Here is a 25745-nt window from a genome sequence, read left to right as displayed (position 1 = left end):
TGAGCTGGGAACTTGTGAGTTTTGGGTGCAAAAACCAGAACCAAACCCAATTTTATGTTGTTTTTAAAGCTTAAAACAGCGTAGATTTGTAAATATCTGAACGCGACTTCGTCATGAAAAAAAACGTCTCTTTCATCGCACTTTTAGGACTACTTGCTCTGGCCGCTTTTACACCCGCTAAGGTGGTTGTTCCGGCTATGGCCGTTTCCGTTGCGGAACCCGTCAAGCTGTCGTGGGAAACCCTGCGCGATGTGACTTTTAAGAAAAAATGGTACCCGGAAGAATCGGTTTATATGTTGTATCCAACCTTCGGAGCCGGAATTCAGAAACTGAGTGGCAAACCGGTCGAGTTGACGGGCTACGTCTTACCGGTTGATTACGAATCCAATACCTACGTGCTGTCGGCTTTCCCGTTCAGTGCCTGTTTCTTCTGCGGAGGTGCCGGACCGGAGTCGGTGGTGTCGCTGAAATTCAAGAAAAACGGCCAGAAGTTTAAAACCGATGAACGCCGGACGTTCCAGGGAACGCTGAAACTGAACGCGGACAATATCTACGAACTGAACTATATTTTGGTCGACGCCGAAATGGTTCAGCAATAATCTGGCGAGATTTTTAAAAGCCGCCTTGCTTTTTCTCCAAAGTTTCTGATATTTGCACCACGAAAAAAAGGGGGTATAGCTCAGTTGGCTAGAGCGCTACAATGGCATTGTAGAGGCCGTCGGTTCGAATCCGACTATCTCCACTCAACGTCGTTCTTGATATCAGGAACGACGTTTTTTATTTACGGGACAATTTCCGGGACAAAAAAGAAGGTTCTTGGAATGGAAGAAAGTAAGTTAGATAAACCGTATAAGCTCGCCATCCTTAGAGACCGTAAGGGCGACCTTTCAAAAGAGTGGTATATTGAGTTTTATGCTTACTCCGAAAATAATGCTGACTTAATTCGGAAGCGTGTCAAAATCCCATTGTCTTACCAAACAGACGAAAGCCGACGTAAGTATGCAGCGAAGCAGATTAAGGAAATCAATAAGTTACTTCGGGAAGGCTACCATTTTAAGAAAGAATATACAGGAACTGAGGATTCTGATATCGAAAGACTAAAACCTCTTTTATTGGTCGAATCGTTCTATGCAGTAATTGAAGATTCGTACGGTTATCTGAGGAAAAAGAGCAAAGGAACATACCGAACTGCAATTAATAAGGCTGCTGAGTATTTTTCAAAAGACATAGAACTTATTCAGGTAACTAAAGCAGATGTTTTAAAACTGCGAGATTTTTTTCTAAAGAAAGGAAATAGCGCTTACACGACAAATAAAACTATTGCTCATCTGGCAATGATGTATAATTCGATTGCTATTAGGAATGATATTGAAACTAACCCTTTCCGAATTCCAAGCCTACCTAAAACACAAGTAAGTGCGTCTAATATTGCTTTTACGGACGATGACAGGATTGTATTAGAGCAATATTTAAAGGAACATGATTATGAACTATTCCTTTTTACTCGGTATCTATATTTTGCGTTTATTCGTCCGCGTGAGCTTCGGCAATTACGGATTAAGAATATAGATTTAACTACAAAGTCCATTATAATCCCTGGCGAAATTGCTAAAAACCGTAAAACTGAAAATACGGCAATCATTCCTCCTTTGTTGGCTGTAATCGATCTTGAATCCTATCATCCTGAATTCTTACTTATTTGGGACTGGTCTGAAACCGGGAGCGTTAGTTAGTGCTGAAAACTTACCTTACAACCGTCATGCAAAAGCATTAGAAAATACCGGGTTGAATAATAAAGGCTACATGCTTTATAGCTGGAAGCATACGGGGGCTGTAAATGCATATCGCTCAGGAATTGGGCTGAAACAGCTTCAAATGCTGTTACGTCATAGTTCAATTTACTGACATTTATTTGAAGAGTTTAGGATTACGAACTGATCCAAATTTGGATAATTATAATTGGTAAATGTACCAAAATGATATTTTTTAATACTTTATTTGTCATAATGAAATGCTATAACTTCAAATAATACCTGTTTATTTTCATCCTGAGGAAGTCTAAATTTATAACTAAATGAGGTTTCGCCTCTATCACCGATTTTACTAACAAAATATGGATGATTACTTATTTCAGATTTTATTGTGTCAAGAATATTTGAAAATTCCTTATTTTTGACAAATAGAATTAATGCTACTTTTGAGTCCCGCCAAGTTAAATATCTATCAAATAGTTGAGATATGGCTTTTAAAAATTCTGACGCACCATGCCAAAATTTACATTCTGCTACGAATAGATTACTTCCATCTTTTGCATATTTCAAAATTATATCCGTTTTGCCACCTCGATTAAATGTTTCCCCTGATGCGGTTGTACCTTCATATCGTGTTTCTAAAACGAAAAGAAATTGATCTCTTAAACCTTCTTCATCTTTATTTTGATAAAGTGATGGTTTTTTCTCCATATTTTTTCCTGAATCGTACACAACCTTAAGCACATCATTATACATCTCATTACTCATAGTTGGTTCAGATGAAAACTCCTTGTTTTTTGAAGCGGTTGGTTGTGGAATAATTTTCTTCTTTATAGTTGGAGCTGTAAAAATAGATTGAGTTCCTGGATTAATTTTTACATTGATTGCTGCATAAAAACTGTTTTCTTTTTCGTATTTTGATTTGACTCTTGAAAACAGGTAATTAATGTTGGCAGGCAAACTATTGTTCCAGTTTAAAGCATCCTTATTCACATTTTCAAGGTTTCTAAAGGCCCTAGCAAGAATATCAGCTTTATTTCGGTTAAATTTGTCAGAATCAAGCTCAGTTAACTTAATAACTAAAGATACTTTGTTATTAATATGATCAATGTTTATTTCAGCGAATGTAATATGCCATGAAGTTGATCTCATATTGAACAATTCTGCTGACCCAGTAAATGAATACGTAACTGTGAAATAATAAACATCTTGAACGTAAGTTCTATTCCACATATTATCATGTACAGTTTCTTGTTTTACGTTTGGTGGATCTATATGTTCGCTTTCATAATTAATTTTTAATAACTCAAATTTAAATTTTTCAAATAGGTATTTTTTATATTCATTTTCATCAACTCTAATGATATAATCTTTTTGGGTGTTGTTGATTTCATTTGCAAGAGCCTTAGCTCTATGGTCCATAAAAGGAATATGATCTATTTCATTAAATGATTTCATTTTGATTATCTTGCTTTTTATTTTATCCCACTTTGTTCAATTAAAAAAATAATATTAGTCCCTGTTAAATTATGACCATACCTAGTCATTTCATCATCAACTTTTTGCGGTATTTGCCCTTGCCCATGCCCACCAGTTTATTTCTAATAGTCGGTATTCCACTTTCTAATAAATTTTGCAAAGAAGTAAACTGGTTTTGGGTAAATGTAGGTACTAATCCGTTTTGAAAACAAATTTGAATTAACTTTTTAGAAGTATCAGTTTGATTAAATTCCCATCCTTTTTCTTTGCAAATAACTTTAAGAGTACTTTCAAAGGATTTAAGGCAATCATTTAAGCATTCCTTGTTTTTTCCGTTTTTATAATATTCATGGGCACTTAAATATTCATCATTTGCACCTTGAAATTTTTTATTTGATAAAAGTGAAAGTGAAGGTTTTGTGATTTCAGAATGTGCATATGTCGAGTCTATTCTTATTATATTGTTATTAGTAAAAGAGTACCCAATTCCATTTTCTTTAAATCTGACATTAAGTTCATGAATTGCATCATCTGCGTTTATTTTTATTATAACATTCTCTCTATAATTATAATTGGAATTTCTTATTATGTTGTTAATGTATTTAAATGATAATTCAGTAATGTCTAGAATTTCATCTGTCTTATTAGTGCCAAGAAGAAAGTTAAGCAGTTTTTCTTTATATTCTTCTCCATAAACCTCTCTAAGTTGAAAAACTCCATATTCCCTAGCGATAGTATTATGCAAAAATTCGTAAACTTTACTTGTTTCATGTACTCCCAAATATTTATCTTCCCCAATAGCATCGCTAATTATATGTACAATTTGAACTTTTAACGATTGAGGGATTTTATCGTAGGTGAGTACATCAGAAACTTCACCTCTAAGTCTTTTTTGTCGCTTGGAATAAAGATCAAATATTGGCATAACTCTTTTCTAATAATTTATCAGTTAAAAGATGAAATAAAGTATAGAGTATGGACCTGAAATTTTTGCTAAAAAACTTGGACAGTCCTACATTGAGAAATAATATACTTCCCGGTCTTGGCTTCAAAAAAGGGCCGAAGCCCCAATTTCAAACTCATCCAAGCCGCTCAAGTGTCGTCAAATTATATTGCACCCTGCGCAACTTTCTACGGATAGAAATATACTTATCAAAATCGCTCTCAAAATAGGCATTTTGTAATTCAATCTCAAAATCTTTATACATAACGCTAAAAACCGTATACATAAACAGGGCAAAAACGAATAAAAAGCCACGGATTTCAGGATTCGTGGCTTTTTTTGTTTAAAATTATTTTGGTGTCCCTGGGTGATAGTGGGACGGTTTTCCGATAAACCAGAAAAAAGCGTATGAATGCAACGCAAAGCCTTTCGATGGCTGTCGATCTGCTGACCGACCGGGACTATACGATGGAGCGGATCTATGCCAAAACCTATCCGATGGTGCGCCATTACGTCCGCGAACACGGCGGCTCGGAGGAGGATGCGAAAGATGTTTTCCATGAGGCCATGATCATCTATTACGAGAAAACCGTTCAGCAGCAACTGGTTTTAACGTCGTCTGTCAGCACCTACCTGATGGGCATTTGTAAAAACCGCTGGCATCAGGAACTGGAAAAGCGGAGCCGGAACGCCGAACTGGTTGATAATCCCGTTGATCCGATTTGGGAGGAGTCCGGAATGGAAGAACAACCCGCGTTGAACCTAATGACGTTTGTCGATCAATTGGGGGAAACCTGTAAATCCATTCTAATTAGCTTTTATTATTTCGGTCAAAGACTGGAGCAGATTGCCCAACAGCATGGTTATCAGACCGTTCGTTCGGCAACCGTTCAGAAGTTCAAATGCCTGGAACGACTGCGAAAAGCGGTGAGTCACCTTTCCATTGATCACTTCAAACCCTGACGGACATGCGTCCTGAATTAGAAGAAGTTCAATTGCTGGAATCCTATCTTCGGGGAACATTGAGCGAGGAGCAGCGCATCGAAGTGAACGTTCGGCTGCTCTGGAATCCGGATTGGCAGCAGAAACTGGCCGCTCAAAAACTCGCTTACCAGGCCCTGCGGCTGGCCGGTCGCCAGCAACTGCGTCGGGAACTGGACGCTATTTACCTCCGGCTCTTTGGATAAAACCGCCGGATAAATTCCCAAGAATTTATTTATATTTTCATAACTGACTAGTTACGAGTCGGTTGGCTTCCTATTGCCTTGTATTTTCAAATCTAACCTATTGTTTTATGCATTATCCAGAGCTTAGCAAAAGCGAGTTCCGCAACTTTGCCGTCCACGGACGGAACCTGAACGGTTTGACGGTCGACCAGTATTTCCATCAGGTGGAGAATATGACCCGGGCGGTGATTGAGGAACGTCCCATGAATTTCCGGGAAGTCGATGTGTTTTCCCGTTTGATGGCCGACCGGATTGTTTTTCTCGGTTCGGCAGTTGACGACAACATTGCCAACGTCATTATCGCCCAGCTGTTATTCCTGGAATCGGCCGATCCGAAAAAGGATATTCTGCTGTATATCAATAGCCCCGGCGGCTCGGTTTACGCCGGTTTAGGCATTTACGATACGATGCAGTACGTCCGGCCCGACGTGGCAACGATCTGTACGAGTGTCGCGCTTTCGTTTGGGGCGGTTTTGTTGTGCGCCGGGGCAGCCGGAAAACGGTCGGCCTTGCCCCACGCCCGGGTGATGATCCACCAGCCGCACGGCGGGGCGCAGGGGCAATCCGTCGATATTGAAATTACGGCCCGCCAAATCGTCATTTTACGGCAGGAATTATACGAGATCATGGCGCATCACAGCGGCCGAACCGTAGAAGAACTCGAACGGAATGCCGACCGGGATTACTGGATGAAAGCCGAAGACGCCAAAGAATACGGTTTTATCGATGAGGTCTTGGTGCGGTAAATAAGTTTCGGAAAAGTTATTGATTCGTGACTGATTTTCGCTTATTTTTATTTCGTGAAAATGTCTATTTAGGAGCCCAAAACACCAATAAATTGGAGCTTCTGTGACCAGGCGGTGGTAGGATAAAGGTCAAGTATCGCCACCGAAAACCAGCCGCAGCGATGCGGCTTTTTTTATGGATCTACTCGAAATATACGACCAGCACAACCAGCCACTCGGTTTTACCAAACCAAAGAAGGAAGCCCACCGCGACGGCGACTGGCACCGCACCTCGGAGATTGTGGTTTTGAACGAAAAAGAGGAGGTCCTGCTGAGTCTCCGGCACCCGGATAAACACGTTTTACCGAATTACTGGGATGTATGCGTGGGCGGCCACGTTGATCCGGGCGAGAGTTACGAAGCCTGTGCGATTCGGGAAGTGGAAGAAGAAATCGGCACCCGGCCCCAAACCGGCGAACTGAAATTTCTGGGAATGGTGGCCGTCGAAGTGATAGACGAAGCGGTTTCGCTGATTGATCGGGAACACGCTGCGGTTTACATGTTTCCGACCAACCGAACGCTTGGTCAGTTCGTCATGCAAGCCGATGAAGTGGCGGATTTGCGGTTTATGCCGCTGGCTACCCTACTCGAAGAACTGCGCTCCGGTGTTCATTCCCTGTCGTATACTCCGCCCAACGCGACCTATTTGCAGACGCTCGAAATGGCGGAATCGTATCTGAAAAATCGAACCTAAAACGGGCGAACGGCTTTTACGAATCGGCCTTTGAAATAGTTCGAATAAAGATTGTCTTCCCGAACGCCCCGCGACGACGACGCGTGAATAAACATAATGTTGTTTTCCCCATGAACTTCGGTAACAATACCGGTATGGGAAACGTACCCGGCTTTGCCGTTTTCGGGAACAAAAAAGACCAGATCACCCGCCTGAATCTGAGGTACTTCGACTTCATAGCCCACTTCGGACTGCTGCCACGAAATGCGCGGCATTTGTAATCCCACCGTATTGAACGCGGCAAAAATCAATCCTGAACAGTCCATCCCATCCGACGTTTGCCCACCCGTTCGATAGGGTGTTCCGGTGTAGGTCCGGGCAATTTTGACTACTTCGGGAACGTAGCCCTGCTGGTACGTTCGGGTGTCGACGGTTTTCAGCGGCTTGGCAACCGGTGCGCGATTGGCGGTCGACGGTCTGCGGCTGGCAACGGTGGACTTTCGCTGAGCGGGTGGAACGTAATGCGATGTTTTGAAAAATGAGCAGGACGACAACGTAAACGCCAGAATGACTGTGGGCCAAAAGAACCGAAAAGGAGTCACCACCATACTTTTTTGATCGTTTAATGAATAGGGTTTTTGATTTAACGTATTGAAAACCAGGAATCCTTTTTCTTTCACAATCTTGCTGATAAACGAATCAGGAAGTAAGCTATTAAAATTTCATGGTTAAGGCAATACGTTTGCGCTGCAAATCGACTTCCAGCACCTTCACCTGTACTTTCTGATGGACACTGACAACCTGGCGCGGATCGGAAACGAACTGGTTGGATAATTGCGAAATATGGACCAATCCGTCCTGTTTTACGCCGATATCGACAAAAGCGCCAAAAGCGGTAACATTCGTAACGACGCCGGGCAGGAGCATTCCTTCCCGCAGATCTTCCGGTTTTCTGACGCGCTCGTCGTATTCAAAAACCGCCAGTGTTTCGCGAGGATCGCGGCCCGGTTTTTCCAGTTCGGCCAGAATGTCGCGCAGAGTGGGCAAACCCACTGTTTCGGTAACGTATAATTCGGGTCTAATCTGTTTTTGAAGCTCGGTTTTTTTAATCAGATCGGTAACTGTAACGTTCAGATCGCGGGCCATCCGTTCAACGACGGGATAACTTTCCGGGTGAACGGCGCTGTTATCGAGCGGATTTTTTGCTTTGTCAATGCGCAGAAAACCAGCACATTGCTCATAAGCTTTGGCTCCCAGTCGGGCTACTTTCTTCAGTTGATCGCGCGATTGGAAAGGGCCATTCTGGGTCCGGTATTCAACGATGTTTTGCGCCAGTTGCGGACCGAGTCCCGACACGTAACGAAGCAGATGACTGCTGGCCGTATTGAGCGACACACCGACCTGGTTCACGCAGCTTTCCACCACCCGATCCAGGCTATTTTTCAGTTCGGTTTGATCGACGTCGTGTTGATACTGACCTACTCCGATGGATTTTGGATCAATTTTGACCAGCTCCGCCAGCGGGTCCATCAACCGGCGGCCAATTGAAATGGCTCCCCGAACGGTAACATCCTGATTCGGAAATTCCTGACGAGCGACTTCCGACGCCGAATAGATCGACGCGCCCTGTTCGCTCACCATAAAAAGCGGTACGGTTTTGCCAAAATTCAGGCTTCTGACAAAATCTTCGGTCTCGCGGCCGGCGGTTCCGTTGCCGATGGTGATGGCTTCAATCTGGTACTGCGCCACCAGTTTTTGCAAAGTCTGCTGCGCCTGCTCACGCCGACTATCGGGATAAACGACGTCGTTGGTCAGCAAATTTCCCTGCGCATCCAGACAAACGACCTTGCAGCCCGTCCGAAAACCGGGGTCGATGGCCAAAACGCGTTGCTGACCGAGTGGGGGCGACAGCAGCAACTGACGGAGATTGTCGGCAAAAATTTTGATGGCTTCCTGATCGGCTTTTTGCTTCGACGCGTTGTCAAACTCGGTTTCGATCGACGGTTTGATCAGCCGTTTGTAACTGTCTTTGATCGCAATGGCCACCTGGTCGATACTTTCCGACGAACCGTACCGCAAAAACTGGCGGTCCAGCCGTTGCAGGGCCGCTTCTTCATCCGGCGAAATACTGACCGAAAGAATTCCTTCGGCTTCCCCGCGACGAATCGCCAGCAGGCGGTGGGAGGGAACCCGGCGGAGCGGTTCGGCAAAACTGAAATAGTCCTTGTACTTAACGCCCGCCGTTTCCTTGTCTTTCCTGACCGTCGACTTGATAATGGCCTCACGTTCAAAGAGATTCCGGATTCGCTGACGGGCGTCGGCGTCTTCGCTAATCCATTCGGCCATGATGTCGCGCGCGCCCTGCAAAGCATCCGAAACCGTCGGAACCTGGTCGTTCAGGTAAATCGCGGCTTTTCGCTCGACGGTATTTTCCCGTTGACTAAAGATCAGTTTAGCCAGCGGTTCCAGCCCTTTTTCGATGGCGATCGTTGCGCGGGTTTTTCGCTTGGGTTTGTAGGGCAGATATAAGTCTTCCAGTTCGGTTAAGGAGTCGGACGATTCGATTTTTTGCCGAAGCTCGGAAGTCAGTTTGCCCTGATCCTCAATGGATTTCAGGATGGTTTCCCGGCGTTTGTCCAGCTCAAGGAGTCTTTGGTACGTGTCTTTGACTGCACCAATCTGCACTTCGTCCAGTGGACCGCGGTCGGCCGATGCGGTTGCTTCTTTCCGGTACCGGGCAATAAAAGGAACAGTAGCCCCTTCGTCAAGAAGCTTGATGGTATTGGCTACCTGGCGGGCGGAAAGGTTAAGCAGGGCCGCAATACGCGAAGAAATACTGCCGGTTTCTGAAGAAGAACTCATGACTGGTTTGCGAAATGAAACCGCAAAAAAAGCAGGAAAGGCCGGTTTTTCAATAAACGCTGTCCAGAAAAGCGGTAATGCGACGGTAAATGATTCTGATTCAGCGGGCAAAAAAAAACATGCCGTGAGGCATGTTTTCTTCTTGAAACTAAGACGGCTCTATCTTTCGATTATACCAGTTCTACGTTTACAGCGTTCAGACCTTTTTTGCCACGTTCAACTTCAAATCTAACTTTGTCGTTTTCGCGGATTTGATCGACGAGACCAGTTGAATGAACAAAGATGTCCTCACCTGGTGCATCCGGTTTAATGAAACCGTATCCTTTGGTTTCATTAAAAAATTTTACTACTCCTGTTTGCATTGAATTGTGATTGAAAAAAATTTGTATAAAAGACTATATTTTTAAATTCCAATCCAAATTTTATCCTAGTTTTTTGCGTATAACCGGGGTTTATTTAGCCTGGAACGAAAAATACAGTGTGAAATTAAATAGAATAAGGGTAAGAAAAGAACCTTGACGCGTCTGAAGGAGTGGTATTTCAAATTAAATACGGCAGACCAGACAATCAGTATAATCTTCCTGACCAGGTGCATAAACGCCGTCCACGTTCACCAGCCGGGCTATCGGGATCACCTCGCCTGATACCAGCACGATTGAATCCCCATCAGGTCCGGGTACCAAATCCGTAATAATCGATGTGAGTGACAGCAACTCGTGCAGTTCAGTCGAATAAAAGATTTTGACGTATTTCCGCAGCCCGATTAGCGAGCGGAGCATGTCAGTATAGGCTTCTTCCAGGGTTAACATGGCAATTACTTTTGGCTCTATATAGTGAACAAATTTTTAATAAAACCGGCTCCATAAAGATGAATAAATAAAACGGGATTAAATCGGTTTTTATACTTTACCGGGATCAGTGTCCGGCCAAATAATCCGTTTTAATTCGCTTTTAATCTTCATATATCTAATTACGTTCATTTTTAAGGCTGACTTAATTCGCTTTACACCTCGTTTTAATGCCCTTCCAATTACTTTGTATCCATAAATCATCCTATCTATGAAATACGACGCATTTTTCTGGATTTCCTGCATTATGGGAGACGAATTGTATAAATTGAATTCCCCCAATATGAATCCGCTCGATTACCGGGCGCTTGAAGAACGTTTTAAGCAAGTTTGGAACCAACCCATCGATGATTTTTATCTGAGTGGTTTGCCGCCGGTTATTCGCCGGAATGCGAGACGTGAGTTTGTTTAGTTGATGCCTGATTCCGTTTTCCCCGTAAACTTGTGAATGACGACTCCAACCTCCGGTGTGTAGTGGATGTGAAGTGGGAGGTTGGAGTTATTTTTATCTTTTATTCGCCAATGGAGGATTGCCGGTTCCGCTGGCCGACTTCCGAGTGGCCGGTTCATTGATCTATTTCCATCAACAAACTGGTTGCAAAAACCGCTCTGGTTGACTGATTACTTCCCGATTTTCCTTTAAACCGAAAGGAGTTGTTGAATGAACAGATGCTGAAGCAGCATGATCGTTTTGCCATCGACAATTTCTCCCTGGCCGACCATCTGCATGGCCTGTGAAAGCGGTAATTCCAGCACATCAATATCTTCCTCGTCAATGCCGCCACCAACCCGTTTCTCCGTTGTATCGGAATATTCGGCTGTGAAAAAATAAAGTTTCTCCGTTACAGAACCGGGGCTCATGTAGGCTTCGAACACTTTCTGAATATTTGTCACCACAAAACCGGTTTCCTCTTCCGTTTCCCGTCGGATGGCATCTTCCGGATTGTCGTTATCCAGCAAACCGGCGCAGGCTTCGATCAGCAAACCGCTGGCGTTTCCGTTGACGTATGTCGGCATCCGGAATTGCCGCGTCAGAATGACGGTATTTTTCTCAGTATTATGGAGTAAAATCGTTGCGCCATTTCCGCGATCGTAGGCTTCCCGGGTCTGGGTTTCCCAAATGCCATCTTTCCGTAAATATTTGAATGTTACCTTGCGAAGAACGTACCAGTTGTCGGATAAAACTTCATCTTTGAGCAACTGCACCCGTGAATTATTCATGCTAATATTGGTTGTTTTTGATTGATTTTGATTATTCTTGAGCGAATTGCAAATTAATGGCATCTATATGAACTTTCCAAACCGCAAGCGGATCATTTTACAAACGGTCGAAGAAAAAGGGTCAGTCGAGGTGAAGGAACTGGCGGAGTTGATTCAAACGTCGGAAATTACCATTCGCCGGGATTTAACGGCGATGGCTGCCGACGGTCTGATTTACCGAACCCACGGCGGGGCTATGAAAGTGGGCTTAGCCATCAACCCGGTTCAGTTTGCGAACAAAACCGCCGTTAATTCCGAGAACAAAGACTATATCTGCAGACTGGCGGCTCAGGAAATCAACGAGGGAGATATTATTTTCATGGACTGCGGCAGTACGGTTTTTCGGCTCTGCCAGTTTATTCGGAATAAACGTATTCAGTTGATTACCAATTCATTGCCTGTTGTGAATGAATTGCTGGATTCGGAAGTGAAAGTGAATCTGGTTGGTGGGGAGGTTGATTCAAAGCGGCAGGCGGTTCATGGACTGATTGCCAACGAGCACGTTGCCCGTTACCGGGCGCATAAGGCTTTTCTGGGTGTGGATGGGATTTCGGCGCAGCACGGTTTATCGGCTCATAGTGAAAGCGAGGCCGGAATGACGCTGGCGATGGCTAGTCAGGCCGACGCAGTGTATATGCTTTGTGATTCGACGAAACTGGAAAAAGACAAATATTTCCATTTCGCGCCTTTGAGTCTGATTCAGGTCATCGTGACCGACCAGGCGGCCAATCCGGATGTACTGGAATTATACCGCGAACGGGGTGTTCGGATCGTAAATTAATTGAGAGACGAGTTATCGTTCGAGCGTTTGCGGCTCGACATGTCTTCGTAATTACCCGTCAGAATAGCGGCCTGGTGTAGCAATTCGACGGCCTGAATTTCGTCGTAGAGAATTTCCAGTTTCCGCTCAATCCGACCAATTTCGGCCACCGCACTCTGGTAAGCGAACAAATCATCGGCTGGTGTCCGGTTTTGCATGGATTCAGACAGCAAGTACTTCCCGGCCTGAAGCACACCCCACGATGCCCGTAATTCGTGTAAAATAGGGCTATATTTAGTTACTTTCAGGACTCGCATCGTCGACGGCGGTTTTCGCTCGCAAAGATATACAAATTTGGAACGGCTGCCAGTATTGTTCAGGAATTAGGTTTACGATTATGGGGTTTTGATGAACAACAGCTATGACGCGGACGTTTGAACCGGCTGATTTTATCCATGCGGATTGAAGCAGTAACTAATAAATACCAACAAAACCGCTCTCTTCCGGTTAAAAATTTAAACCATAAAAACGAGGGGTATGGAAAGTCAGACTGTTGAAAACCAGACAACCAGTGCAGAATTGGGAACGTATGACGTTGCTACGGATGTCCGAGGACTGAAAAATGTGTTTGTAAACGTGTATTTTGTCGGTGAACCGCAGCCCGGTGGAAAGTGGGTGCTGGTGGATACCGGAACGCCGAGCGGAGCGGACCCGATCCGGAAAAAAGCCGCCGAATTGTTCGGGGAAAACAACCCGCCCCAGGCCATTATTCTGACCCACGGACACTTCGACCATGCCGGATCGCTCGAAACATTATTGAAAGACTGGGGCAAGGTGCCCATTTATGCGCATCCGCTGGAAATGCCGTTTTTGCAGGGGAAATCGCATTATCCACCGCCGGACCCCGCCGTTGGTGGGGGCGCAATGGCCTACATGTCGTGGATGTTTCCGACCGCTCCGTATAACTTTGGGGACCGGGTTCATCCTTTTCCGGCCGACGGTGTGGTTCCGGGATTGCCCGACTGGAAGGTGATTCACACGCCCGGACATTCGCCCGGCCACGTTTCGTTGTTCCGAGAAAGCGACCGCGCATTGATTGCGGGGGATGCGTTTACCAATACGAATCAAAATTCGGCCATTTCAGTAATGACTCAGAAAGAAGTGCTGCACGGCCCTCCGGCTTATTTTACGATTGATTGGGAAGCCGCCAAACGTTCCATTCAGCAACTGGCGGCTCTGAACCCAACCGCTGCCGGAACCGGTCACGGGAAAGCCATTCGGGGAATCAACCTGCCCCAACTGCTGGAAGATCTGATTCATAATTTTGACGCTGAAGAGGTGCCGAAAAACGGCCGCTATGCCAAACAACCGGCCCATACCAATGAAGAGGGCATCGTAGATATGCCCCCGCCGGTATCGTATCATGTGGCCCGGGTGCTCAGCATTGGCCTGATTGTGGGAACGGTGATGCTTCTATTTGGCAGTAAAACTAGAAAGTAGTTAAAGACTGTCAAAAATACGGATTTTCCCTTTCCACTTTGCCCCCAACCCCCTAAAGGGGGCTTCGAAATGCCAGTTAAAGCCCCTTTAGGGGGTTGGGGGCAAAGTTGAAAATGGAAATTATAAATTTTAAGCTGTCTCTTAGCAAGGCTGATCTTCACTAACTAGCAAAATCCCGAGGCCCCGGCAGGTGTTGAATTAATCAACTGGCCGGGGTTTTTTATGAAGGAATTCCGCCAAAAGTTAAACACCACCATCCAAAACGCAGTTTTATAGCTATTGATTAATTCAACAAACTATGGAACGGCGTAACCTTATTATTGTCATATCAAGTGTCGTTGTTGTCGCATTAGTAGCCTGGTTCGCGCTGAGGCATTATGGTGTATTCAACAAAAATGAAGTCACTGCCGAAGGGTGGGACCGAAAACCGGCCGAGCTGGTGATGCGGCAATTGTGCCGGGCGGCCGATTCCGTGGGCATTGATACCAACCGGTATTCGTTCGTCGAGAGTGACAGCAAAAAAGAATTTGGCGAGAAATTTACCGGTTTACTGCTCGAACTCCGCTACGGGCTGAAACCGTCGCGAATTACGTACAACAAGATTCCGGAGAAAGTGGACACCGTCTGGGCCATCTCCATGCTCAAGAAAGACGAGGGCCGATCGGCGCTGGATTCTCTGAAAAAGACGGCAGTTTTCGGGCATTACCCGACGCTGGTCAAGCACTTTTTGCGGCTTCGGAAAGCGGGCGTGTATGATACTGCCAAATACGTTCGGCAAACGCTCAATTTTTACCGGTACCTAAACCGCTTTGATTTTGACCGGTTTCTGGTGGTCAACATTCCAGCCGCACAGTTGAATATTTACGACCGAAGTGGGAAATGCCTGTTGCCGATGGACGTAATTGCCGGGAAAAAAGACAGTAAAACGCCCTTCTTTACGACCTATTTGACTGATATTGTGACCTATCCTTACTGGAACGTTCCTCGCGGAATCGGCCTGAAAGAAATTCTTCCGAAGGTGCAGGAAAATCCGCAATACCTGGAAAGCCAGAATATGGACGTGCTGGATGACAAAGAAAACGTCATTGATCCGTCCGAAATTGACTGGGAAGAAATGACCGCCGAAAATTTTCCGTACCGGTTTCGGCAGGCTTCCGGTTGCAGCAATTCCCTGGGGTTGATTAAGTTCAATCTGACTGGGCCGGGAGCTATATACTTACACGACACCAACGCCCGAGATCTGTTCGACTTAACCTCCGACCGCTGGCGGAGCCACGGCTGCATGCGGGTTCAAAAACCGGTCGAGCTGGCCAATTACCTGATGAATGCGCCGGTTCTTGATGAAGGATTTATGAACCGCTGCATGATCGATCAAAAACCGCAGACGCTTAAATTACCAAAACCGTTTCCGGTTTTTGTAGTCTACAACCGGGTTGATATCGACGAAAAAGGGCAGTTGCGGTATTACAAGGACGTCTATGACCTGGACGGTCGCCCGATGTAATTACAGCAGGAACGTCGATTTTTGCAGGTAATCCGAATTGGGGGAATACACAAACAGGCAGGAACCACCTTTGATAGCCTGAATAATATCCTTGCTGACGGCGTTGGCAATGGCCGGACAGCCTTGGCTCCGGCCCAGCCGACCGGTTTTGCGGATAAAATCTTCGCAAACATAATCCGCGCCGTGCATCACGATCGCCCGACTCAACGCGTTATCATTGAAACCGCGTTCCAATCCCTTTAATTGCAGCGACAAACCGTGCTTGCCCTGATACGTATTAAGGGTCTGGTAAAAACCCAGGCTGGACTGAAACGACGACGAAGTATTTGAAAACGAAGCCGCCATCAATTCGCCCGAATTTCGGCCGTGAGCCACGTAGGTCTGGAACAGCAGTTTGTGCATATTAAGGTCGATCACATACAGCCGTTTCTGATTCGACGGCTGACTTAGATCGACGATACTGAGAATGGATTTGGCAAAATCGGTTTTCTGCAAACCCCGCAGGGCGTAGTCAAAAACCTCTTTCCGAAGACCGATGCTTTCCAGATTCAATTCGTTGTAAACCGCCGACCAGAGACTGCCTTGATCGATTTTTGTCGGAGCAGCGTGTTTAACCGTAGTGCCAATGCTGGCAAGGCTCAGCGGAAGAATAGCAAGAAGAATCAGCAGCGCTTTTTTCATAAAACGTTGATTAACTGGTTCGTATGTAAAAAGGGATGTAAGTTAATAACGTCCGTTGGATAATAATAATTCGCCGGACTAACTATTTTCTGTATGATTCGTTCTATTTGGTTGGCCTTTTCGTTGATTAACTGCTGGTTTTCAGTGTGTTTGGCACAACCGGTAATTTCGGTCCTGGCTTATAAAAAACCGGGTGAAACGGAATTGACACCGGCGATTAACCGGGCCATTGCGGATTTGACGAAACGGGGCGGAGGGACGATTAAATACCCCGCCGGAACATTTATTCAGGGCCCCGTTGAAATAACCGGTTCATCGATCAGTATTCGGGGCGCGGGCAGTGGCCGGACGGTTATTGTTCGGAATAACCAACGGGGTTACGCCTTTTTTGCCAACCGAAAACAACGGGTTTTTGTCCGTGATCTAACGATTGACTGCGACCGGAGCCCGATTGAAGGCGGCATCTATCTGGGCGGTTGTACGGCCAGCGGTGCCGATCGGATTTCTATCCGAAATGCGGATGCTTCTTCTTTTGTGGTTGAGAATCAATTGTTTAATCGAGGAGAAGAAAAGGCGGTTTCAGATGGCAATGTGTTTCGAAACTGTCAGGCAAGTGGTCAGAAACGCTACCACGAAGCAGGTGGAAAATCCCCATTCATTGCCGGAGGTTACGCGAAGAATACGCGCTTTGAGTATTGTACCGCCACCGATTGCGTTGGTGACTTTTTCGATAGTGACAACGCCCCCGGTACGGTTTTTTCCCATTGTGTCGCCCGGAACTCGAAGGGAACCAGCCCATACGCCGGTTTCTGGTCGGAGGGTGAGCAAACCGATTCGGACCACCGGGTTACCTGGAGTAATTGCAAAGCCAGCGGTTTTCGGGTTGGGTTTGGGATTTCGGAACGGGCAAAAGCGACAATTCAATCCGGCGAAGCGGAAAACTGCGTGAATGCCGTGAAAGGATCGCACCACGCGTACCGGATCCTGATCAATACCTTTACGGCGCGGAATTGCGGTGCAGGGCTGGAAGCTACCGATACTGACGGCGTTCTGACGTTCAGCGGCCCGGTTACGCTGACCAACGTCCGAACCGAAAAAACCAGAGCCCGCAATTCATTTTCCAACTACGGCGGGGGAAGTTCCACCAACGAAGAAACCATCATCGGGCCCGGTTGCGAGTTCGACAAAGATGCGTACATTAGTTACGAGAATTCCGGTTCGCGCCGGATTACCGTCAACGGAACCACTTTTCGGGGTGGTAACATTCGGTATTACAACGGACAGTTAACCGAATTGCTGGTTAAAAACAGCCATTTCGTCAACAGCGGTATCATTGGCGCCCGCATCAAGCAAAGCCGGATCACCGACGGAACCCGATTTGTAACCACTGACAGTTCCAGAACCGCCATTCAACTAAGTCTGGATTCATACAACACGACCGTCGAAAATTCAACGTTTGAAGGATATAATAAGGTAACCAATAATGCAAAATTGGGAACTGGCGTCCGGCAAACCAGCCGCCGACAGGGCCCGCGCTAATTCCGAACCAACCAACCGATTATGTCCCCCTACGAAGACGCCGTGGTGCGTGAATTGAATGCCTGGCGACAGAAAATGATGCGAAAACCATCCACTGTTAACCGGCTTTCGAAAAATCTTCAAAACCGAATCAACAAAATCATTCCGGAGAAGGTCCATCAGGCCATTACCGCCACGATCAAGCAGATGACGCGGGCGGTATTGTTCGGTGCCGAGTTTCTGACCCGACAACCCATTCTGGAGCCATTGTCACTGGAAGAGCGCGAAGAGCGGGTTCGGGACCGGATCGCTTTTTATAAAACCGCCGGAGCGGCCGAGGGGGGCGTTACCGGAGCGGGAGGTATTTTGCTGGGGCTGGCGGATTTTCCGTTGTTACTCGCCCTGAAAATGAAGCTGTTATTTGAAATCGCGGCCATATACGGGTACCCGATCAACGAATACAAGGAGCGCTTGTACATCATGCACATTTTCCAGCTGGCGTTTTCGAGTCAGGAGCGTCGGCAGGCGGTTTACCAGCAAATGATCAACTGGCAGGCCAAAAGCCAGCAGTTGCCCGACGACATCAACCAGTTCGATTGGCGAACTTTCCAGCAGGAATACCGGGATTACATCGATCTTGTCAAAATGGCCCAACTGGTTCCCGGAATCGGAGCCGCAGTCGGGTTAGTCGCCAATTATCGCCTGCTGGATTCACTCGGAAAAACCGCCATGAACGCATACCGGATGCGGTGGGCGGAAGGACGGGAGTTGTCTGAATAGGTTTATGGTTAAAAATGGTATTGATTGCTAAATGGTTGGCTGACGCACTCTTTCGAATAAATAAAAAAGCATGCGCCAGCCAACCATTTAACCATCAGAGCCATTCAGCCATAAAAACATTAGGTTACTTCCGCGCCGGATTGATCATGATGTGCGCGCGGTGGGTGCCGGGGTCCATGATCCAGGGCATGCCGGGGGCTTCGGCCTTCAGGGGCAGGCCGGTGCTTTCGGAGGTAGCGTAGGGAATGTACACCACGGAGCGCAAATAGCCGTTTTTAACGTCGCCCGTTGCGGCATTGTAGTTCGAGTCAGGGGCGGAGTAGACGAAAAGCGACGACGGTTGTTTCGGCATTTTCCACTTTCCGGCTTTTTCCTCGTCTTCGCGGATTTTCATGATTTCCGCGGGCGATTTGCCTTCTTTTTTCAATTCCCGGCCGCGCGCCATGAACGGTTCCAACCCTTTGTAATAGCATGAAACACTCAGGCCTTTCTGGGTTGGATCATCGGCCAGACAAATGTAGTCGTTGGTGCCTTTTCGTAAAACAACCATCTCATTTTTACCCGAATAACCGTATACCATAGCACCGTCGCGCTTATCCGCCGGAGCAGCCATAACGGCGGTTTTGATTTGAATATCGGGCGTTGGAGCCGTCTGGGCGAAGACGTTGATGGCACAAAAACCGCTGAGAATGAAGAAAGTAAATTTTTTCATGGGTTTTTAGGAATAGAGGATGATGGATAAATTGGCGGTCACCGATCGTTATCCAAACGTATGAACAAAACCGGTGACCGTCAGCTTAGTTACGCGAATTGATCAATGGTGGTGTCCACCCGGACCGTGTACGTGCTTATGCGTCACTTCTTCGTTGGTGGCATCCCGAACTTCGATCACTTCGACATCGAAATTGAGTTCCTGACCCGCCAGCGGGTGATTGGCGTCGATCGTCACTTCATTATCACCCACCGATGTAACGGTTACAACCTGGCCCTGGTTGGTCTGAAACTGCATACCAACTTCAACTGGCTGACCGCCAAAAGCGCTTTTGGGCACCGATTGCACCATCTGAGGATCGGTCAGTCCGTAGCCTTCCTCGGCCGGAACCTTGATCTGAAATTTATCACCGGGTGATTTACCCGCCAGCCCGTTTTCCATTCCCGGAATGAGGTTTCCCTCACCGTGCAGGTAATAAAGTGGGTCCCGTCCTTCGCTGGAGTCGAGAATATTGCCGTCGTTGTCGCGCAAGGTGTAGTGAATGCCGGCAACTTTGTGTTTGGAAATTTGCATGTTTAAAAAATTGAATTCCGACAAAGGTTATACTTTTTTAATAAAGGACGCAACTTGTCGCCCTTTTCTACGATAAGATTACCGGTTTTGGGCGGACGAAAATGAAATATTCGCCGGACCTGGCCCGTTAACCCAACTGTACTCTGACAACAATTTGCCGATCTATTGTGTTAAAAGTTGTTAGTATATTCTCAACGTTTTGTAAACCAAACCACTTTTTATCATGCAGAAAAAAGCAGTTTTCTCCCTTGCACTGGCGCTAGGATTACTGGTTGGTGCGAACAAAGCCGCTCTCGCTCAAGAAGTTAAAGATTCAACTTCGCGCAGCAATTCTTCATCTTCAACGTCTGCTCAACCCAATCCGCTGGGCAGCAGCACCTCGGTTTCGACCCAGAGCAGCACCAACGCCTACGGGCCAATGGGGTCGGGCCGGGAGTCACGCGGGGGTATGAAACCGGGCGGCTCGACAGGCCGGGATATGGCGATTAGTGCCGCCAAATCGTCGGAACATACGGTTTTGTTCCGGGCACTGCGGGTGTCGGGACTGGATGAACAGGCTGGAGGAAAAGGGCCTTACACGGTTTTTGCTCCCACGAACGAAGCTTTCGACAAACTGCCTGCCGGAACGCTCGACGCTCTGCTGCAACCGGCCTCTAAATCGAAGCTCGTCAAGCTGTTGTCGTACCACGTAGTAAAAGGCAATCTGACGTCGGATCAATTGCAGGATGGCCAGAAATTGAAAACCGTCACGGGCGGGACGTTGACCGTTGGTAAACAGGGCGATGCCATTACCATTACCGACGGACAAGGGAATACCGCCAACATCAACCGGGCGGACCTGGAAGCCACCAACGGCACGATTCATTCAATCGACGCGGTTCTGATGCCAGCGGAGAAGAAATAAAAAGGGAATTGTTTAAGAGACTGTCTAAAATTACAATTTTCCTTCTTTCGCGTTGCCCCCAACCCCCTAAAGGGGGCTTTAGTACACCGATTAAAGCCCCCTTTAGGGGGTTGGGGGCTACCTAGGATACAAGATTTATTATTTTTAGACAGTCTTTTATCATTCCTCATCACGGTTTAAGCGTTTTCAATCGCTGCATCGCTCTCCCGACGGCTTCGGGATACGAAATGGTCCGGTTTCGGTTATAGGCTTCCAGTTCTTCGAGAATGACGGGGATGTAAATAAACTTCCGATTGGTAACATAGTGATCCAGCAGGTGCTGGGCATCGGCCTGTTTACCCAGATTCCGGGCAATGACAATCTCGCCCGCCCGAACAAAGTGTTCATACAGACAAACCTTCCAGGCTGGATAGCCCTGCGCCGTCATTCGTTCCTGAATGGGCAGAAATAGTTTCTCCGTTTCGCGAATCAGTTCAGCTGGAGTCTGTTCCACCACGTGATTAACAAACGAGTGGCCAAATTCGTGAGTGCTCAGCTCCACCAACTGCTGCCGGTTACTGAACCCCATATCGAGCTTCGTTTCGTCCGCAAACGATTGCACATCGAACGGACCGAATACATTAAAAATGAACGTTTGGCCGTCGCGCGTAAACCGGGGCCCAAATCCCATGCTGGTGGGAATGGTTAGGCTCGGAACGAGCGTAAACGCCTGAAAATGTTGTGCATAGAACGATTCCATCGCGGGAATAAACCGCTTATCAGGTAACCCGCTTCGGACCTGAGCCAGCGCGTTGTCGTACTTACTATGGTTTTTGCGCAGGTAGTCCTCAAAGTCGACTTCCTCGTAAAACCGGTTCAGGGCTTCGATGAATTGTTCGGCTTTCTGACGGGCTTCTGCTGGGTTTTGCTGTTTGGAAAACCGCAGGTAGGAGCTTTGCGGAACCTGATCGGTGAGGACCGCTCGCGGAAAATCATCCAGTTGAAGCAACAAGCCAATCAGGTAATCCAGCCAGAGGTGGTCGACGAGTTGCAGGGCTTTCACGACGTGTTGATTCGTGTGGAACGGTTTATACTGCTGGTACAAACTAAAACCGTAGCCGTACCAGTCCTTCATTCGGATCGGTTTGCTTTTTAAAAAGCTCTCATCGTTTTCCAGTTGCCTGCCTTCAAATCCCACAAAATAAACGAAACCCAGCAACTCCACATTTTTATAAAACCGCACCTGAACGCTTCGATTGGCGGAGGTGTCGCCTGGGCTGGCAGGCTGGCTGATCGCCGGGAAAATAAAAAGTAAAAAAAGAATGATTGACAGAAAAGAGCGTCGAATTTGCATGAGAGTTGACTCGCTTGGTTAGTGCTGCAAACCAAGTGTCGGAGCGGTTGTCGTGCGCTCAAAAACACCATTTCGGACGTCCGGAATCACGATTTCGGACCAGTAATCCCAAAATCAGGCGGGATTGGTGGTTCTCGTGACCCGAGTCAGGTAGTGGGAGGGAGATTGTCCGGTATGCGTTCGGAACACCTGATTGAAGGTTGATTTGGAATTGAAACCGGCTTCGAGGGCCAGGGCAAGCAAGGTTTTGTGCTGCTCGGCGGGGTCGTTGAGTTTCCGAATCACGGCTTCCACGCGAAGCGTATTTACAAACTGATTGAAATTGGCGCCGTGCTGTTTATTGATCAGGTAGGAGACGTACCGGGCGGGCAATCGCAAGCGCTCGGCTACATCTTCCAGCGTCAGCCGGGATTGGGTATGAAGGGCTTCCTGCTGAAAAACCGTCTCCAGTCGGTTCCACTGCTTCGCATCGTCGAATTGCGGAAACGCTGCTTTCTCGACCGGCTTCGGTTTGGCAGCAACGCGCAGGTCAAAGTAAGACGAATTGGCGTAACCCAGATACGCGTAAACGAATAGAAAGAGAGTCAACAGCAGCTCGATTTCTGAAAAAATCGGTCGTTTGAACAACACGCCAGCCGCCCACAATACCGTTAAAGCCGCCAGAAAAACGAAAAGACTGTATCGCTTCACAAACTCTCCCAAAGGCAAAAACCGCCCGGAACGGATCGGAAATAGCTTGGTCAATTGGTGGCCAAACCAGCCGACGGCCGCAGCGGTACCCAGAATAGGAAGAATTTCGGTGCAGAAGAACCAGATTGAATTGTCAAGCAAGGGTGGTAGCTGGTGGCCCGTCATTCGACGGGAGAGCGTCCAACTCAGTTGAATGAAGATATCGATCAGGGCGGGCGCGAATGCCCAGATGTACCGGCGTCGAAACGTATAGTCGGAAACGGTGCTGTAGTGAGCAAAAAACCAGATGGCCGGAGGCAGGATTAGATATGACTGAAAGACCCAGAACGGAAATACATCGGGCGATCGGTGGTACTGAACCTGCATCCCCCAGGCATTCAGCAGTTCCAGCGAAATCGTGTAGAGAATCAGGCCGAGGAAAAGATTGGCACGCTGGCTCCGGAGTCCTTTGATTATCAGGGCAAAACTCAGCAGCAACCCCTGACCGGATGCCAACAAATACAAAACCGCCTTCCAGTTATCCATCGTTCGTCCAGACTTCGAAACCTAAATGTAAGCTCGGGACGACATCCGAACAAGCCAAAACCGGATGATCGGCGTGCGGAAACCTGAGGTTTTCAAATGGTTGACCCGGTTTCGGCCTTTTACGAGCGATTTAAGAGATTGTCCAAAAATAGTAAATCATGTTTTCTATTTTGCCCCCACCCCCCTAAAGGGGGCTTTTGCACACCGATTAAAGCACCCTTTAGGGGGGTGGGGGCAATGCGAAAGAAGGGAAATTATAAAGTTTAGACAGGCATTAAGGCGATTTGTTTCAGAAAATGAAATAGTTGCGACAGAAGTAGGCCGACAAGCGGAAAAAGACTTTTACCTTTGGTTTGAACTACTCCTACACCTTTTTCTATGCTGTTTCTTTGCCTGAGCATTCTGCTTTCGGTTGTTCTGCTGCTCAACTTTCGCATTTTTCCCCGGTTTAACGTCAATACCTTTCAGGCCATCGTGTTCAACTACCCGGTTTGTTTTCTGACCGGTTTTTTGCTCCTGCCGCGCGACCAGCCTTTTTCGGTCGATTTTTCCCAAACCTGGACCTGGCTGGCATTTGGTCTGGGCGTCGGGTTCATTATTACCTTTATGCTGTCCGGAATTTCGACGCAGCGGATGGGGATTACGGCGACGTCGCTGGCGAACAACATGTCGCTGGTGATTCCGGTTTGTTTCAGCCTGTTCGTTTTTGGCTCCGGCGGAAAAACCTTCGATGCCCTGAATTACATCGGTTTAGTTCTGGCCGTGGTAGCCGTCGCACTGAGCACCTTCAAAAAAGAGGAAGGGCAAACTGCTAAGGCGCTGGGCTGGAATACGCTGCTGCCGGTAGCGGTTTTTCTAATGTACGGCGCGACTAACACAATGATTAACTACATGAACATCAAGTACATTCCTTCAGCGGACAAGACCTTGCAGGTAACGCTGACGATGGTACTGGGCGCCATTTTCGCCGGTTTGCTGATGCTGGCAATCCGGTTGATTCAGGGAAAAGAGAAAATCGAACGTCAGAATCTGATCGGGGCCATCACGCTTGGCGTCCCCAATTTCCTGAGTTTTTATACGCTGATTCTGGCGCTTTCGCAATTTGGCGGCAACGGCGCGTTTGTTTACCCCCTTTACAACATCGGCGTCATTCTGGTCGCAGCCGTGTCGGCCATTCTGTTTTTAAAAGAGAAATTGCTGGTCATCAATCGCATCGGATTGGGTCTGGCCATTCTGGCCATTGGCCTGATTTCGTGGCAGGAGTTGGTGGGGTGAGGGAGATTTGACGATTGACCATTGACCATTGACGATTGACAAGAGACAACCATGAATCGGCAATAGACGATGGTCGATCGTCAATGGTCAATCGTCAATAAAAAATCCTCTCTTGTCTATTTTACCCCATTATTCCGTACTTTTCGACCTTAAACGTTCTTATTCCAAAACCTTTCATGAACCGTCGTCAGACCCTTGCCGCTTTAGCCGCCACGACTGGCGGAGCCGTTATGTCGCCTTCAACGTTGTTAGCCAATGCCGCTCCGGAAGTGGTAAAAGATCCCCCGCCATTTGCTTTTTCGCTGAATGTCAGCACCATCCGGGGCCAGAATCTCGGGTTTGTGAAGGAACTGGAAGTGGCCTCAAAAGCCGGTTTTCAGCACGTCGAAATCTGGATGAACTCGTTCCAGGATTACCTGAAAACCCATACCGTCGCCGACGTTCGCAAGCTGCTGGGTGATCTGGGGCTGAAAGTGGAGAATGCCATCGGTTTTGCCCAATGGATTGTCGACGATGAAACGACTCGCTCCAAAGGCGTTGAACAGCTCAAGCAGGAAATGGAATTGCTGGCGCAGATTGGCTGCAAACGCACCGCAGCTCCGCCGATGGGAGCCACCAATCAACCCGGTCTGGACCTGAACAAAGCCGCCGAGCGCTACCGGACCATTCTGGAACTGGGCGATAAAACCGGTGTAGTTCCGCAACTCGAACTTTGGGGCGGTTCTAAAAATCTGAATAAACTGAGTGAAGTGATGTACGTCGCCATTCAGGCCGGGCATCCGTCGGCACGCCTGCTCCTCGATATTTATCACTTATACAAAGGCGGCACCAGCCCGGCCAGCCTGCCGCTGGTGGGGAAACCGGGCATCGAAGTTTTTCACCTGAACGATTACCCGACCAATCCGCCCCGCGAAACCATCGTCGACGCCGACCGCGTGTATCCCGGCGATGGTATTGGCCCGGTTCGCGAGACGCTCAAGCAACTCAAAACACCCGGCAAAACGATTGTTCTTTCCCTGGAGCTCTTCAATAAAACCTACTACGCGCAGGACGCGCTGACCGTGGCCAAAACCGGTCTGGAGAAAATGAAGAAAGTGGCGGAGGGAGTTTAAGATAAAAGTTTCGCAGAGTTGAGCGGAGAAAAAAGGAGTTAAGCAGAGATT

Annotated in this window: 29 protein-coding genes and 1 tRNA gene; 16 read left to right on the top strand and 14 right to left on the bottom strand. The window is 47.3% G+C overall.

Annotated features, from left to right (window positions below; all coding sequences use genetic code 11):
* Nucleotides 1-113 precede the first annotated feature (113 nt).
* The 3 genes from GJJ30_RS21810 (at nt 114) to GJJ30_RS21800 (ending at nt 1733) form a co-directional block, all read left to right on the top strand.
* Entirely contained in the window at nt 114-599 is a 486-nt protein-coding gene (locus GJJ30_RS21810; protein ID WP_154177305.1) for a DUF3299 domain-containing protein, read from the top strand.
* Between the two features lie 69 nt (nt 600-668).
* Nucleotides 669-742: transfer RNA gene (locus GJJ30_RS21805), tRNA-Ala, on the top strand.
* 79 nt (nt 743-821) lie between these two features.
* Nucleotides 822-1733 (top strand): site-specific integrase, encoded by a 912-nt coding sequence (locus GJJ30_RS21800; RefSeq protein ID WP_154177304.1) that lies wholly within the window; start codon nt 822-824, stop codon nt 1731-1733.
* A gap of 261 nt (nt 1734-1994) precedes the next feature.
* Here GJJ30_RS21800 and GJJ30_RS21795 read toward each other — a convergent pair whose 3' ends face one another.
* The 3 genes from GJJ30_RS21795 to GJJ30_RS21790 are packed head-to-tail and all read right to left on the bottom strand — an operon-like array spanning nt 1995 to nt 4155.
* Complete coding sequence (locus tag GJJ30_RS21795; RefSeq protein WP_154177303.1) at nt 1995-3209, bottom strand: hypothetical protein; 1215 nt, start codon at nt 3207-3209, stop codon at nt 1995-1997.
* A gap of 17 nt (nt 3210-3226) precedes the next feature.
* Nucleotides 3227-3298, bottom strand: coding sequence for a hypothetical protein (locus GJJ30_RS32705; protein ID WP_498071985.1), 72 nt, complete (start codon nt 3296-3298; stop codon nt 3227-3229).
* The gene (locus GJJ30_RS21790) at nt 3295-4155 is read right to left on the bottom strand and encodes an abortive infection family protein (protein ID WP_205880593.1); all 861 of its coding nucleotides are present in this window, start codon (nt 4153-4155) and stop codon (nt 3295-3297) included. The genes GJJ30_RS32705 and GJJ30_RS21790 overlap by 4 nt, the downstream gene beginning before the upstream one ends.
* 426 nt (nt 4156-4581) lie before the next feature.
* On the opposite strand from GJJ30_RS21790, the gene GJJ30_RS21785 reads away from it, so the two are divergent.
* The 4 genes from GJJ30_RS21785 to GJJ30_RS21770 all read left to right on the top strand — a co-directional run bounded on the left by GJJ30_RS21785 (nt 4582) and on the right by GJJ30_RS21770 (nt 6878).
* A complete protein-coding gene (locus GJJ30_RS21785; protein ID WP_154177302.1) occupies nt 4582-5136 on the top strand; it encodes an RNA polymerase sigma factor in 555 nt (184 codons plus the stop codon).
* 5 nt (nt 5137-5141) lie between these two features.
* Nucleotides 5142-5360 (top strand): hypothetical protein, encoded by a 219-nt coding sequence (locus tag GJJ30_RS21780; protein WP_154177301.1) that lies wholly within the window; start codon nt 5142-5144, stop codon nt 5358-5360.
* 107 nt (nt 5361-5467) lie between these two features.
* Nucleotides 5468-6145, top strand: a complete 678-nt coding sequence (locus GJJ30_RS21775) for a ClpP family protease (RefSeq protein ID WP_154177300.1) — start codon at nt 5468-5470, stop codon at nt 6143-6145.
* A gap of 175 nt (nt 6146-6320) precedes the next feature.
* Nucleotides 6321-6878, top strand: a complete 558-nt coding sequence (locus GJJ30_RS21770; RefSeq protein WP_154177299.1) for an NUDIX hydrolase — start codon at nt 6321-6323, stop codon at nt 6876-6878.
* On the opposite strand, the gene GJJ30_RS21765 is transcribed toward GJJ30_RS21770, so the two are convergent.
* The 4 genes from GJJ30_RS21765 to GJJ30_RS21750 form a co-directional block, all read right to left on the bottom strand.
* A complete protein-coding gene (locus GJJ30_RS21765) occupies nt 6875-7465 on the bottom strand; it encodes a C40 family peptidase (protein WP_154177298.1) in 591 nt (196 codons plus the stop codon). The two genes, GJJ30_RS21770 and GJJ30_RS21765, sit on opposite strands and share 4 nt — an antisense overlap.
* Before the next feature lie 106 nt (nt 7466-7571).
* Nucleotides 7572-9719, bottom strand: a complete 2148-nt coding sequence (locus GJJ30_RS21760; protein WP_154177297.1) for a Tex family protein — start codon at nt 9717-9719, stop codon at nt 7572-7574.
* A gap of 170 nt (nt 9720-9889) precedes the next feature.
* Nucleotides 9890-10081, bottom strand: coding sequence for a cold-shock protein (locus tag GJJ30_RS21755; protein WP_154177296.1), 192 nt, complete (start codon nt 10079-10081; stop codon nt 9890-9892).
* A gap of 183 nt (nt 10082-10264) precedes the next feature.
* On the bottom strand, nt 10265-10528 hold the full coding sequence (locus GJJ30_RS21750) for a hypothetical protein (RefSeq protein WP_154177295.1): 264 nt from the start codon (nt 10526-10528) through the stop codon (nt 10265-10267).
* Nucleotides 10529-10778: 250 nt separating this feature from the next.
* Between GJJ30_RS21750 and GJJ30_RS21745 the strand changes: the two genes are divergently transcribed.
* A complete protein-coding gene (locus GJJ30_RS21745; RefSeq protein ID WP_154177294.1) occupies nt 10779-10979 on the top strand; it encodes a hypothetical protein in 201 nt (66 codons plus the stop codon).
* Nucleotides 10980-11206: 227 nt separating this feature from the next.
* On the opposite strand, the gene nudK is transcribed toward GJJ30_RS21745, so the two are convergent.
* Nucleotides 11207-11788, bottom strand: coding sequence for a GDP-mannose pyrophosphatase NudK (nudK, locus tag GJJ30_RS21740; RefSeq protein ID WP_154177293.1), 582 nt, complete (start codon nt 11786-11788; stop codon nt 11207-11209).
* Between the two features lie 67 nt (nt 11789-11855).
* Here nudK and GJJ30_RS21735 point away from each other — a divergent pair, with 67 nt between their 5' ends.
* Nucleotides 11856-12608 carry a DeoR/GlpR family DNA-binding transcription regulator gene (locus GJJ30_RS21735; RefSeq protein ID WP_154177292.1) on the top strand — a complete coding sequence of 251 codons (753 nt, stop codon included), beginning with the start codon at nt 11856-11858 and terminating at the stop codon, nt 12606-12608.
* Here GJJ30_RS21735 and GJJ30_RS21730 read toward each other — a convergent pair.
* On the bottom strand, nt 12605-12904 hold the full coding sequence (locus GJJ30_RS21730) for a hypothetical protein (protein WP_154177291.1): 300 nt from the start codon (nt 12902-12904) through the stop codon (nt 12605-12607). The two genes, GJJ30_RS21735 and GJJ30_RS21730, sit on opposite strands and share 4 nt — an antisense overlap.
* A 220-nt stretch (nt 12905-13124) precedes the next feature.
* Between GJJ30_RS21730 and GJJ30_RS21725 the strand changes: the two genes are divergently transcribed.
* On the top strand, nt 13125-14087 hold the full coding sequence (locus GJJ30_RS21725) for an MBL fold metallo-hydrolase (RefSeq protein ID WP_154177290.1): 963 nt from the start codon (nt 13125-13127) through the stop codon (nt 14085-14087).
* Between the two features lie 298 nt (nt 14088-14385).
* Nucleotides 14386-15591, top strand: coding sequence for a L,D-transpeptidase family protein (locus tag GJJ30_RS21720; protein WP_154177289.1), 1206 nt, complete (start codon nt 14386-14388; stop codon nt 15589-15591).
* Here the strand turns inward: GJJ30_RS21720 and GJJ30_RS21715 are convergent, their stop codons facing one another.
* Complete coding sequence (locus tag GJJ30_RS21715) at nt 15592-16272, bottom strand: murein L,D-transpeptidase catalytic domain family protein (protein WP_154177288.1); 681 nt, start codon at nt 16270-16272, stop codon at nt 15592-15594.
* A 150-nt stretch (nt 16273-16422) separates the two neighbouring features.
* Here GJJ30_RS21715 and GJJ30_RS21710 point away from each other — a divergent pair, with 150 nt between their 5' ends.
* Together GJJ30_RS21710 and GJJ30_RS21705 are read left to right on the top strand one after the other, a co-directional pair.
* Nucleotides 16423-17811 (top strand): pectate lyase family protein, encoded by a 1389-nt coding sequence (locus GJJ30_RS21710; RefSeq protein WP_154177287.1) that lies wholly within the window; start codon nt 16423-16425, stop codon nt 17809-17811.
* A gap of 21 nt (nt 17812-17832) precedes the next feature.
* Nucleotides 17833-18570: an EcsC family protein gene (locus GJJ30_RS21705; RefSeq protein ID WP_154177286.1), complete on the top strand. Its 738-nt coding sequence runs from the start codon at nt 17833-17835 to the stop codon at nt 18568-18570.
* A gap of 124 nt (nt 18571-18694) precedes the next feature.
* Here the strand turns inward: GJJ30_RS21705 and GJJ30_RS21700 are convergent, their stop codons facing one another.
* Together GJJ30_RS21700 and GJJ30_RS21695 are read right to left on the bottom strand one after the other, a co-directional pair.
* Nucleotides 18695-19282: a hypothetical protein gene (locus tag GJJ30_RS21700; protein WP_154177285.1), complete on the bottom strand. Its 588-nt coding sequence runs from the start codon at nt 19280-19282 to the stop codon at nt 18695-18697.
* A 102-nt stretch (nt 19283-19384) separates the two neighbouring features.
* A complete protein-coding gene (locus GJJ30_RS21695; RefSeq protein ID WP_154177284.1) occupies nt 19385-19855 on the bottom strand; it encodes an FKBP-type peptidyl-prolyl cis-trans isomerase in 471 nt (156 codons plus the stop codon).
* Between the two features lie 223 nt (nt 19856-20078).
* Between GJJ30_RS21695 and GJJ30_RS21690 the strand changes: the two genes are divergently transcribed.
* Nucleotides 20079-20759 carry a fasciclin domain-containing protein gene (locus GJJ30_RS21690; protein WP_154177283.1) on the top strand — a complete coding sequence of 227 codons (681 nt, stop codon included), beginning with the start codon at nt 20079-20081 and terminating at the stop codon, nt 20757-20759.
* A 169-nt stretch (nt 20760-20928) separates the two neighbouring features.
* On the opposite strand, the gene GJJ30_RS21685 is transcribed toward GJJ30_RS21690, so the two are convergent.
* Together GJJ30_RS21685 and GJJ30_RS21680 are read right to left on the bottom strand one after the other, a co-directional pair.
* Nucleotides 20929-22092 carry a DUF4932 domain-containing protein gene (locus GJJ30_RS21685; RefSeq protein WP_154177282.1) on the bottom strand — a complete coding sequence of 388 codons (1164 nt, stop codon included), beginning with the start codon at nt 22090-22092 and terminating at the stop codon, nt 20929-20931.
* 114 nt (nt 22093-22206) lie between these two features.
* Entirely contained in the window at nt 22207-23307 is a 1101-nt protein-coding gene (locus tag GJJ30_RS21680; protein ID WP_154177281.1) for a helix-turn-helix domain-containing protein, read from the bottom strand.
* Between the two features lie 378 nt (nt 23308-23685).
* Here GJJ30_RS21680 and GJJ30_RS21675 point away from each other — a divergent pair, with 378 nt between their 5' ends.
* Both GJJ30_RS21675 and GJJ30_RS21670 read left to right on the top strand, forming a co-directional pair.
* A complete protein-coding gene (locus tag GJJ30_RS21675; RefSeq protein ID WP_154177280.1) occupies nt 23686-24582 on the top strand; it encodes a DMT family transporter in 897 nt (298 codons plus the stop codon).
* 176 nt (nt 24583-24758) lie between these two features.
* Complete coding sequence (locus GJJ30_RS21670; protein ID WP_154177279.1) at nt 24759-25694, top strand: sugar phosphate isomerase/epimerase family protein; 936 nt, start codon at nt 24759-24761, stop codon at nt 25692-25694.
* Nucleotides 25695-25745 lie beyond the last annotated feature (51 nt).

Origin of the sequence: Larkinella terrae, assembly GCF_009668025.1 — a bacterium.
Lineage (GTDB): Bacteria > Bacteroidota > Bacteroidia > Cytophagales > Spirosomataceae > Larkinella > Larkinella terrae.
The sequence above is the reverse complement of the archived record's forward strand: the minus strand, read 5'-3'. Positions and strand labels throughout refer to the sequence as shown.

Bases quoted from the DNA above. Each gene is read 5' to 3' on its own strand.
- GJJ30_RS21810 (WP_154177305.1), top strand. From the start codon at position 114: ATGAAAAAAAACGTCTCTTTCATCGCACTTTTAGGACTACTTGCTCTG.
- GJJ30_RS21800 (WP_154177304.1), top strand. From the start codon at position 822: ATGGAAGAAAGTAAGTTAGATAAACCGTATAAGCTCGCCATCCTTAGA.
- GJJ30_RS21795 (WP_154177303.1), bottom strand. From the start codon at position 3,209: ATGAAATCATTTAATGAAATAGATCATATTCCTTTTATGGACCATAGA.
- GJJ30_RS21790 (WP_205880593.1), bottom strand. From the start codon at position 4,155: ATGCCAATATTTGATCTTTATTCCAAGCGACAAAAAAGACTTAGAGGT.
- GJJ30_RS21785 (WP_154177302.1), top strand. From the start codon at position 4,582: ATGAATGCAACGCAAAGCCTTTCGATGGCTGTCGATCTGCTGACCGAC.
- GJJ30_RS21780 (WP_154177301.1), top strand. From the start codon at position 5,142: ATGCGTCCTGAATTAGAAGAAGTTCAATTGCTGGAATCCTATCTTCGG.
- GJJ30_RS21775 (WP_154177300.1), top strand. From the start codon at position 5,468: ATGCATTATCCAGAGCTTAGCAAAAGCGAGTTCCGCAACTTTGCCGTC.
- GJJ30_RS21770 (WP_154177299.1), top strand. From the start codon at position 6,321: ATGGATCTACTCGAAATATACGACCAGCACAACCAGCCACTCGGTTTT.
- GJJ30_RS21765 (WP_154177298.1), bottom strand. From the start codon at position 7,465: ATGGTGGTGACTCCTTTTCGGTTCTTTTGGCCCACAGTCATTCTGGCG.
- GJJ30_RS21760 (WP_154177297.1), bottom strand. From the start codon at position 9,719: ATGAGTTCTTCTTCAGAAACCGGCAGTATTTCTTCGCGTATTGCGGCC.
- GJJ30_RS21755 (WP_154177296.1), bottom strand. From the start codon at position 10,081: ATGCAAACAGGAGTAGTAAAATTTTTTAATGAAACCAAAGGATACGGT.
- GJJ30_RS21750 (WP_154177295.1), bottom strand. From the start codon at position 10,528: ATGTTAACCCTGGAAGAAGCCTATACTGACATGCTCCGCTCGCTAATC.
- GJJ30_RS21745 (WP_154177294.1), top strand. From the start codon at position 10,779: ATGAAATACGACGCATTTTTCTGGATTTCCTGCATTATGGGAGACGAA.
- nudK (WP_154177293.1), bottom strand. From the start codon at position 11,788: ATGAATAATTCACGGGTGCAGTTGCTCAAAGATGAAGTTTTATCCGAC.
- GJJ30_RS21735 (WP_154177292.1), top strand. From the start codon at position 11,856: ATGAACTTTCCAAACCGCAAGCGGATCATTTTACAAACGGTCGAAGAA.
- GJJ30_RS21730 (WP_154177291.1), bottom strand. From the start codon at position 12,904: ATGCGAGTCCTGAAAGTAACTAAATATAGCCCTATTTTACACGAATTA.
- GJJ30_RS21725 (WP_154177290.1), top strand. From the start codon at position 13,125: ATGGAAAGTCAGACTGTTGAAAACCAGACAACCAGTGCAGAATTGGGA.
- GJJ30_RS21720 (WP_154177289.1), top strand. From the start codon at position 14,386: ATGGAACGGCGTAACCTTATTATTGTCATATCAAGTGTCGTTGTTGTC.
- GJJ30_RS21715 (WP_154177288.1), bottom strand. From the start codon at position 16,272: ATGAAAAAAGCGCTGCTGATTCTTCTTGCTATTCTTCCGCTGAGCCTT.
- GJJ30_RS21705 (WP_154177286.1), top strand. From the start codon at position 17,833: ATGTCCCCCTACGAAGACGCCGTGGTGCGTGAATTGAATGCCTGGCGA.
- GJJ30_RS21700 (WP_154177285.1), bottom strand. From the start codon at position 19,282: ATGAAAAAATTTACTTTCTTCATTCTCAGCGGTTTTTGTGCCATCAAC.
- GJJ30_RS21695 (WP_154177284.1), bottom strand. From the start codon at position 19,855: ATGCAAATTTCCAAACACAAAGTTGCCGGCATTCACTACACCTTGCGC.
- GJJ30_RS21690 (WP_154177283.1), top strand. From the start codon at position 20,079: ATGCAGAAAAAAGCAGTTTTCTCCCTTGCACTGGCGCTAGGATTACTG.
- GJJ30_RS21685 (WP_154177282.1), bottom strand. From the start codon at position 22,092: ATGCAAATTCGACGCTCTTTTCTGTCAATCATTCTTTTTTTACTTTTT.
- GJJ30_RS21680 (WP_154177281.1), bottom strand. From the start codon at position 23,307: ATGGATAACTGGAAGGCGGTTTTGTATTTGTTGGCATCCGGTCAGGGG.
- GJJ30_RS21675 (WP_154177280.1), top strand. From the start codon at position 23,686: ATGCTGTTTCTTTGCCTGAGCATTCTGCTTTCGGTTGTTCTGCTGCTC.
- GJJ30_RS21670 (WP_154177279.1), top strand. From the start codon at position 24,759: ATGAACCGTCGTCAGACCCTTGCCGCTTTAGCCGCCACGACTGGCGGA.